General features: G+C 62.7%; 8 protein-coding genes and 1 pseudogene. 2 read left to right on the top strand and 7 right to left on the bottom strand.

Going from position 1 to position 7,814, the window contains the following annotated elements:
* On the bottom strand, positions 1-124 hold a 124-nt coding region (locus A37A_RS21700; protein ID WP_196799586.1), incomplete at its 3' end, for a transposase.
* Between the two features lie 488 nt (positions 125-612).
* Positions 613-1,062, bottom strand: a complete 450-nt coding sequence (locus tag A37A_RS0102435; protein ID WP_020493898.1) for a GNAT family N-acetyltransferase — start codon at positions 1,060-1,062, stop codon at positions 613-615.
* Between the two features lie 265 nt (positions 1,063-1,327).
* Between A37A_RS0102435 and A37A_RS0102430 the strand changes: the two genes are divergently transcribed.
* Together A37A_RS0102430 and A37A_RS0102425 are read left to right on the top strand one after the other, a co-directional pair.
* A complete protein-coding gene (locus tag A37A_RS0102430) occupies positions 1,328-2,212 on the top strand; it encodes a sigma-70 family RNA polymerase sigma factor (protein WP_026195601.1) in 885 nt (294 codons plus the stop codon).
* Between the two features lie 1,171 nt (positions 2,213-3,383).
* Positions 3,384-4,535, top strand: a complete 1,152-nt coding sequence (locus A37A_RS0102425; RefSeq protein ID WP_018289948.1) for an NAD-dependent formate dehydrogenase — start codon at positions 3,384-3,386, stop codon at positions 4,533-4,535.
* On the opposite strand, the gene A37A_RS15305 is transcribed toward A37A_RS0102425, so the two are convergent.
* The 5 genes and pseudogenes from A37A_RS15305 to A37A_RS18840 all read right to left on the bottom strand — a co-directional run.
* Positions 4,532-5,548, bottom strand: coding sequence for a LysR family transcriptional regulator (locus A37A_RS15305; RefSeq protein ID WP_020493896.1), 1,017 nt, complete (start codon positions 5,546-5,548; stop codon positions 4,532-4,534). The genes A37A_RS0102425 and A37A_RS15305 overlap by 4 nt on opposite strands.
* A gap of 91 nt (positions 5,549-5,639) precedes the next feature.
* A complete protein-coding gene (locus tag A37A_RS21695) occupies positions 5,640-6,032 on the bottom strand; it encodes a transposase (RefSeq protein WP_255324900.1) in 393 nt (130 codons plus the stop codon).
* A complete protein-coding gene (locus A37A_RS21690; RefSeq protein ID WP_026195600.1) occupies positions 5,990-6,787 on the bottom strand; it encodes an ISAs1 family transposase in 798 nt (265 codons plus the stop codon). Before A37A_RS21690 ends, A37A_RS21695 begins: the two co-directional genes overlap by 43 nt.
* 187 nt (positions 6,788-6,974) lie before the next feature.
* Positions 6,975-7,298 (bottom strand): annotated as a pseudogene (locus A37A_RS21130) (Druantia anti-phage system protein DruA); the annotation flags it as partial.
* A 309-nt stretch (positions 7,299-7,607) separates the two neighbouring features.
* On the bottom strand, positions 7,608-7,814 hold a 207-nt coding region (locus tag A37A_RS18840; protein ID WP_155996586.1), incomplete at its 5' end, for a zinc ribbon domain-containing protein.

Raw genomic sequence — 7,814 nt, 5'->3', positions numbered from 1 at the left:
CGCAAATCGAATCCAGCATCGCTCGCATTTCCTCGGCCACCGGTCCCGTCAACACGTCGATCCGATACTTCGGGCACCATACCACATGGTATGCGGTTTGGTAAACACAATTGCGATTGGTGATAACTCGTTGCGTGTCGGAAAGACTACATCACGTGTTGCGTTCCGCGCAACCGCAATTCCTCCCGCGATTCAAATCGCAGGTTTCCTTGCAGGAACTCTATGAAACCATTGACGATGCTCTCCATCCTGTCCGTTTTGTTGTTCGGCGCCGCCGGATCGCTCCACGCCGATTCGATGCTCGCAAAGAAGAAGGCCTCCTGCGCATGCGCGGAAAAGTGCGCGAAGAAAGAGGCGTGCGCGGTCCATCAGCATAAGGATTGCGACTGTTCCTGATCTCCTCGGAGTTGCAAGGCTCCCGGCGCGAGCGGCTTGGACTGCCCGCGCCGTTTCTCCTTGGGCCGATCGCTCTCCCCGTGGATCGTGATCCCTGGTTCTGGTGGAGGAGCCGATCGAGGATCGCGGCACCTCGGGTACGAACTTTGTGAGACAGGCAAGCTCAGTCGGGGCCGGAAGTCCTGAAGAGGGCCTGCGCACTCCAAGCCGGAGCGTTCAAGGGCTCGATTTGCCTTGCAGGACCAGTCGGAAGGGAATCATCGCCGATTGGGCGAACCCGAACTTCTCGTAGAACCCCCGGGCCTCTGCGTTCCGGGCATCGGTGAGCAGAGTCACTCGGGCGCATTCCCGTTCCCGGCAGAGCTGAAGCGCCCTCGCGAGAAGGGAGCTGCCGACCCAGGCTCCCCGTCGAGCCGGATCGACGACCATATCTTCCAGGATGGCGACGCGAGCCCCGAGGGCGGTGGAAACCGTGTAGAGAAGGCTTACCATCCCGATTGGTCGTCCGTCTTCTTCCGCGAGCAAGATTTCTCCGAGCCGCGGATCCGAGAGGATCGCTCGTAAGCCCTGCTCTTGGAGCACGCCATTCGGCGTAAATTCCTCTTCTTGGGAGAAAAGGATCTCCAGGAGACGGACCAGGTTGGGGATGTCGTCGCTCGTTGCCATTCTCAGGTTCAACGCCGTCGTTGTAGCTTGCCCTTCCCCGCCGAACAATTCCGCAGAAAGCGGACTCGCTTGCTCTTGTCGGCCAGGTACCGGGTCCGCTTCCGCGAAGGACGCGTTTCAGGCGCTCCTGCTCTTTGCCCCCTTGGTACCGCCGTTCGATGCGGGGATTTGCCGGAAGCGGCGATGGGCTCAATCCTTAGTAAAAGGCGCTTGGACGGCTTTCCGATACGGCGCAAGGAACGTGGCGATGTCGATTCTGCCTTGGATGAACGCAAAGGAACGGCTGGCCGAGCGGTTTGAAGCCAGTCGGGGCCGCCTCAGGGCGCTGGCGTACCGGATGCTCGGATCTTCGGGAGAGGCGGAGGATGTGGTCCAGACCTCCTGGCTTCGGCTCGTCCGCGCGGCGGAAACTCCTCGGAACCTGGAAGGATGGCTAACAAGGACGACGGCCCGCCTCTGTCTCGATGCATTGCGCTCGCGCCGCTCCCGGCGGGGGGAGCCGCTCGACGCGCATCCGACGGAGCCCGTCGAGGCAGAGGGGAGCTTCTCCAATCCCGAGCAAGAACTCCTCCAATCGGAAGCGGTCGGCTTGGCTCTGCTCGTCATGCTCGAACGGCTTTCTCCGGGTGAGCGCGTCGCCTTCGTGCTCCACGACACCTTGAAACTCCCCTTTGAGGAGATTGCGTCGATCTTAGGACGATCTTCGGCGGCGGCGCGCCAGCTCGCCAGCCGTGCCCGCCGCCGCATGCAGGGAGCGCCCCAGGCATCGGATCACGATCTTGCGCCACAGCGGGAGGCAGTGGGCGCGTTTCTCACCGCGTTGCGCGCGGGGGACATCGACGGGCTTCTAGCCGTCCTCGACCCGCAAGTGCTCCGGATCGCCGACGCCGCCGCGGCGGAGGAAAGAGCCCGGGAACTCCGGGGCTCGGCGGAGGTTGCTGGGGAGGCCCTCAGGCATGCTGGTTTTGCCCGCTTCGCACGACCCATGCTCATCAACGGATCTGTGGGGATCGCGGTTGCTCCGCTAGGGCGGCTCCGTGTCGCTATTTCTTGCGCGATCGATGCAGGTAAAATCATCCGGATGGAGGTGATCCGCGATCCCAAGCATCTCCGCAAACTCAGCCTCGCCATGCTTCCAGCGAATTCCTAGCCGTGGCTAGCGCACGCGTAACGGCAACAACAACAGGCCCAAAATGCCGTGTAAGCCCCTGACTTACGCGATACGCTGAGCGGGGAAACATTGCAGAGCGACGGCGAGCAAAGGGCTGTCCATAACTACTTCGGGGCTAGTGGCGTTGCCGTTTGACGGTCGGCGTCTCCCCCATCACCCTCCTCTCTCGTGCGCCGTGAAGAGGGTGCATCGCCCAGTGGGGAGGGAGTGATCTCCACCCGGCAACGATTGCTCCAGCCGGAAGCACTCGGAGCGGCTACTGGTGGTAACGCCAGCGGTCGAAGCCTCTGGGGGAAAAGGCCCGGGAAGCGGGTCAGCGAGCAAGCAGGCCCTAAGGAAAGTGAACGCTGAACAAAGCCCCGAAACGGGTAATGCGGACGCCGAGCTCGTGAGACAGAAGCGAAGGGCGTTGTCTCCCTGGGAAGGAGAGCAATACGCGCACTGGGGAGAGCCGCCGGGGTATTGGGCGAGGGCATGCGGGCAAAGGACGATGCATCAACACGGGAGGCCCATCTGGCCGGGAGCTCGGGCTGGCCCCGAGCGGACCGACCGCTGCCCTGCGAGGGGCCGAAGCGGGACCAGGTGGGAGTCGGATAGGTCCATACTACCTGTGAGCTCGGAGAAAGTCCGAGGGAGGGAAGGGGCCTTAGTTCAAGGGAAACGTCGGAAGGAGCGAGAACGGAGAGTGGCGGNACGCCTACAACCTCCCTTGCGTGTTCGGAAGCTCCAGATGACGTTGCAGGAGAAAGCGAAGGCGAGTTCGACCTCATCCCCCTCGGGAGATGTACGNGGAGCTTNCCGTGGGCATAATCCTGNNCCAACCTTGTCCGGAAGCCGAATGCGGGAAATCCGCCTGTTCGGTTTGATGAGCGGGGAGTGGAAACGGCCGATAGGNAGAGATACTCAGGCACTGTCATACCGAAAGGGGCAGCTCCCGCTATGGCTCTCCTACGTCGCACCGCGCCACTCCTCGACTCCACGGCAAAAGTCTTCCGGAAGGGATTGCCGGCTACCCGGTCTTAACGAAACGCGATCGGACCATAAGAAAGGATTATTTCCATCATCGTTGTTTAAGCGCTTATGCTTTGGGGGAGGCCGTCCCGGATGGGAGAGCGGCCTTTTTCTGAAACGATGATGGAGAGGAAAAGAAATGAAAATCCTGTGTGTTCTCTACGATGATCCGGTGAAGGGGTATCCCCCTGTCTATGCCCGGGAGACGATCCCGATGATCCAGCGTTATCCCGACGGGCAGACGACACCCAGTCCGGAGCGAGTCGATTTCCGGCCGGGCGAGCTCTTGGGCAGCGTCGCAGGAGCGCTCGGGCTGCGGCGGTTTCTCGAGGGAAGCGGTCACACCTTGGTCGTGACCTCGGACAAGGAGGGGCCGAACTCGCGCTTCGAGCAGGAGCTCCCCGATAGCGATGTGGTGATTTCGCAGCCCTTCTGGCCCGCCTACCTGACCCGCGAACGGATTGAGAAGGCGCCAAAGCTCAAGCTGGCGATCACGGCCGGCATCGGCTCCGACCATGTCGACCTGAAGGCGGCGAACGAGCGGAAGATCACGGTGGCGGAGGTCACCTTCAGCAACAGCATCAGCGTCGCCGAGCATGTGGTGATGATGATTCTCTCCCTGGTCCGCAATTATCTGCCTTCCCACGACTGGGCACGGGGCGGGGGCTGGAATATTGCCGACTGCGTGGAGCGGGCCTACGACCTCGAAGGGATGCAGGTGGGAACCGTCGCGGCGGGTCGGATCGGCCTTGCCGTGCTGCGGCGGCTCAAGCCATTCGACGTCGGCCTTCATTACACCGACCGCCATCGGCTACCGTCGCAGATCGAGGCAGAGCTTGGCCTCACCTACCATCCCGACGCGGCATCGATGGTTCCCCACTGCGACGTCGTCACGATCAACTGTCCGCTCCATCCGGAGACCGAGCATCTCTTCAACGACGCGCTCTTGTCCAAGATGAAGCGGGGAACCTATCTGGTCAACACGGCTCGCGCGAAGATCTGTGACCGGGATGCGATCGTCCGGGCCTTGGAGAGCGGCCAACTCGCAGGCTATGCCGGGGACGTCTGGTTCCCACAGCCGGCTCCCAAGGATCATCCCTGGAGGACGATGCCCCATGAGGGGATGACTCCGCACATCTCGGGGACGACTCTCTCGGCCCAGGCGCGCTATGCGGCGGGAGTCCGGGAGATCCTGGAATGCTGGTTCGCCGGGAAGCCGATCCGCAAGGAATACCTGATCACCGAAGGGGGTAGGCTCGCCGGCGTGGGCGCCCAATCGTACAGCGTTTAGCCATCTTCGGGAGCCGGAACGCCGCCGCGGACCCTCGGCTCGGAACTCCGATCGAGCAGATCCAGGAACGCGGCGGCGGCTGCGGAGCGTTTCGCCGGAGGGGGGACGAGGATGGCGAGGCGCCACCACAACCCCTCGGGGGGGTTGATCCGCAGCGCCGCAAGTCCGGCATCCTCCTCCGGCAGCACGCTGGCCGCGACAAAGCCGATCCCTAGTCCTGCTCGGGCGGCTTCGATGACACCTTGAGCGCTGGGCAGTTCGATGTGGATCGGTGGCTTGAGCCGCACCCTGCCGAAGGCTCGCTCGACGGCCCGGCGGACACCCGAGTCGGCCTCTCGCCAGAGCACCTTTTCCCCCTGTAGATGGCAGAGCGACACGCCCTCGGGAAAGTCCTGCGCCAGCTTGCTCTCCCGGCGGGCCACCAGTAGAATCTCTTCCTTGATCCAAGGTTTGCGGATGTAATCCGACCGGGGAAGTTGCTCCAGCGGCTCCTCGACGAAGACCAGGTCGAAATCCTTCGCACGCCCGATGATCTCCCGGGACGACCCGGTCTCCACCTCGATCTGGATGCCCGGGTAACGATCCTGAAAGGCAACCAACGGGCAGGGGAGGTAGTAGCTCCCGATCGTGACGGTCAGGGCGATTCGGAGCCGGCCCTCGACCCGCCGCTGCAGGCGCCGGGCGAAATGGCGGGCCGCCGCGACCCCTTCGGCCACCTGCTGGGCATGCTGGCGGAGTTCCTCGCCCGCAGCAGTGAGATGGACGTGGCCTTGCTCGAAGCGGCAGAGGGGATCGCCAACAGCCTCCCGCAGCCGCCGCAACTGAGCGGAGACCGCCGCCTGGACGACATGGAGTTGGCGGGCAGCAAGACTCACGCTGCCGAGTTCAGCCACGAGCGCAAAGGCCACCAACTGGCTGGGATTGAGATCGGGTAGATCGGAGGACTCCATCGAATCGGCGCTCTCGTCGAGATCGCGCCCCTCATGACTGCGCGAATCGGGAGTAGGGTCCACGGATGGTTACATCGTACGCGCCCCCTCCTTCCTGAGGCAATCGAAAGGCGCGATCGCCTCGGGCAAGCCGCAGGGTCTTTTGTTTTGGAGTTCATGCGGCGGCGAGGATGGCCAGACATTGTTTAGGGGTGGAGCAGAATCGTTCGCGGAACTGCGGGAGGGATTGTTCGCCGAGGCGTTCGGAGAGGAGCGAGAGGAGGGCGTTACGGATGAGCGCCAAGTTGGCCAGCAGGTTGGGCTGGCGAGAGCGGGAACGGTCTTCGCCCATCAGGACATCGCGTCGCCAATGATTGCGGATTTCGATCCCGCCCCAATGTTCTCGGATCAAGTTTAACCATTCTTGGGGCGAATACTGATCCGGTGGCGAGCTGGAGAGGTAGTAACGGGACTCGGTGGTGGTGATGCCGCTCTTTTTCTTCGTTCGCTGGCTGCGCACCACGATCAGGGCGCGGGCAAAGGGGAAGTCGGCGGCCAGGGGCTCGATGGGGAAGGCATGGAGCCCTCGGGTTTCGACCCGGCCATGACCGGATTGGTTGTCGGCAAAAAGGGGGTGTCGGGCAAGGCGTCCAAGGCTTGAGCCTCTTGGAGCAAGCGACGCTGGTTTCCCTTGATCCCGAACAGGTAATCGCCTCCTTTTTCGACGATGAGACGGGCCTGGCGCCGCTGACAAAGCAATGGGTCGGCCGTGATGATTTTGCCATCCAGGGCCGGCAGCTTTTCCAGCAGCGCCACCGCCGCGCTTTGTTCGCAACGGGGCGTGTCCTGCTTTTGGTCGTGGACCGCCACCGCTTGCGGGGCGCCGTCCTCCTGTTGGGCCAAGGTCAGGAGGCCAATATGATGACGAATCCTTTTGCCGTCCAAGGCCAGCGCCTGCGGCAGCGTGCCGCCCTGTGCTTGCAACCAGTCGGTGAGCCTGGCAGCGAAGGCTTCGGGATCCATGCGGGTGAGCACTTGGTAGAAGACACTGTAGCCGGGAACCGGATGAAAGCCTCCAGTGCCCTTCTTGAGCGGCAAGCCCAGCCGACGGCGCTGGGGCTGGGTCAGACTGGTGGCGAAACGGGCGATCTCGGCGATCTCCCGCCGCCCGGCCAAAAGCGCCATCGCGATCAAGGTCAACACCGATCCGACCGGATAGTGGGCGTTCTTCATGCGCGGATCGGGCGCTTTCCAAAAGACATCCAGCAACGATTCGAGCTGCTGGGCGTTGACCGGCAGCGTGCCCGAGGGCCTCGCGCTCAAACCGGCGCGGCACTCTTCGGGTAATTTGGGCCGCTCGTAGCGTTTGCCGCGCTTGCGCCGAAAGAGGACGCAGCCAGAGCTGCTTGGGCTGGTCATTGGGCAGGTAAAAATCGGCCCGATGGCGGCTGTAGCCGGCGCTGTAGCCTACCGCTTCCCAGTCGCTGGCCTTGTAGCAGGTCCCCGCATAGGCCTCCGGATCGGTGAAGCTCTCGGCCAAAAGCGGAGTGTAGCCAAAGCGATCCCGCCACTGCCCCGGCAACGCCCGCAAGGCCGCTCCCAAAGCTTGGGAGGCCAGATTGGGCGCCTGCCCCTTGGGAGTGAGCAGCAGAAAACGCCGATTTTGTACGATCAACTTGAGCCGCTCCACCCGCTGTACGGCGCTCCATCCAATCCACCGATCCCGATCCTTGAGCGCGTAGCAGGCCGGCCCCCAAGCCAGCAGCGCCACCGCCTGCCCATCTTGGGCAATGACCTGGCGCAAATCGTCGCCCACCGATCGCCCAGCCCCCAGATAGTGGCGCTCCTTCCACTGCCCATCGAACCATTGGGTTTCTTCTGGAGAACTGGCAACCGAAACTTCCAGTCCGCGATCCCTTGCTCCACCGGTTCCTGAATGGAAACGCTGTCTCAGCGAGCCTATGGCATCGAAAAAGTCGCCTCATGTTTAGCCTTTCTTTCCCTCCCTGGCGCAGAATCACTTGACCGTTCATAAAAAAAGGCCCTGGGGCAAGCCGCTCGCCAGAAAAGCAGGCCAGCTTCATGGGGCTATGCGATCGCAGCAATCGGAAAAGTAAACAACCCGCGACTGAAGTCGCAGGCTTTATCGTGAAGCGCAGACATGGTTGCCAACATCCGCACCTCCAACATTAGGCGTGCTTACGGCCGCCCTTGGCGGAACCGCCGTTCCGCCAATCCGGGCAAGGTTCCGACTTGCGTTCAAGTCGCTATGCGCCCGGAGACCACAGTGAGGACACACGAAACGATGCTTCGTGCGTCTGCCCAATTGTTTACAAGACGAGCAGGTTTG

Origin of the sequence: Verrucomicrobium sp. 3C (assembly GCF_000379365.1) — a bacterium.
Classification (GTDB): Bacteria; Verrucomicrobiota; Verrucomicrobiia; order Methylacidiphilales; family Methylacidiphilaceae; genus Methylacidimicrobium.
This window is presented reverse-complemented; position numbering and strand designations above follow the sequence as displayed.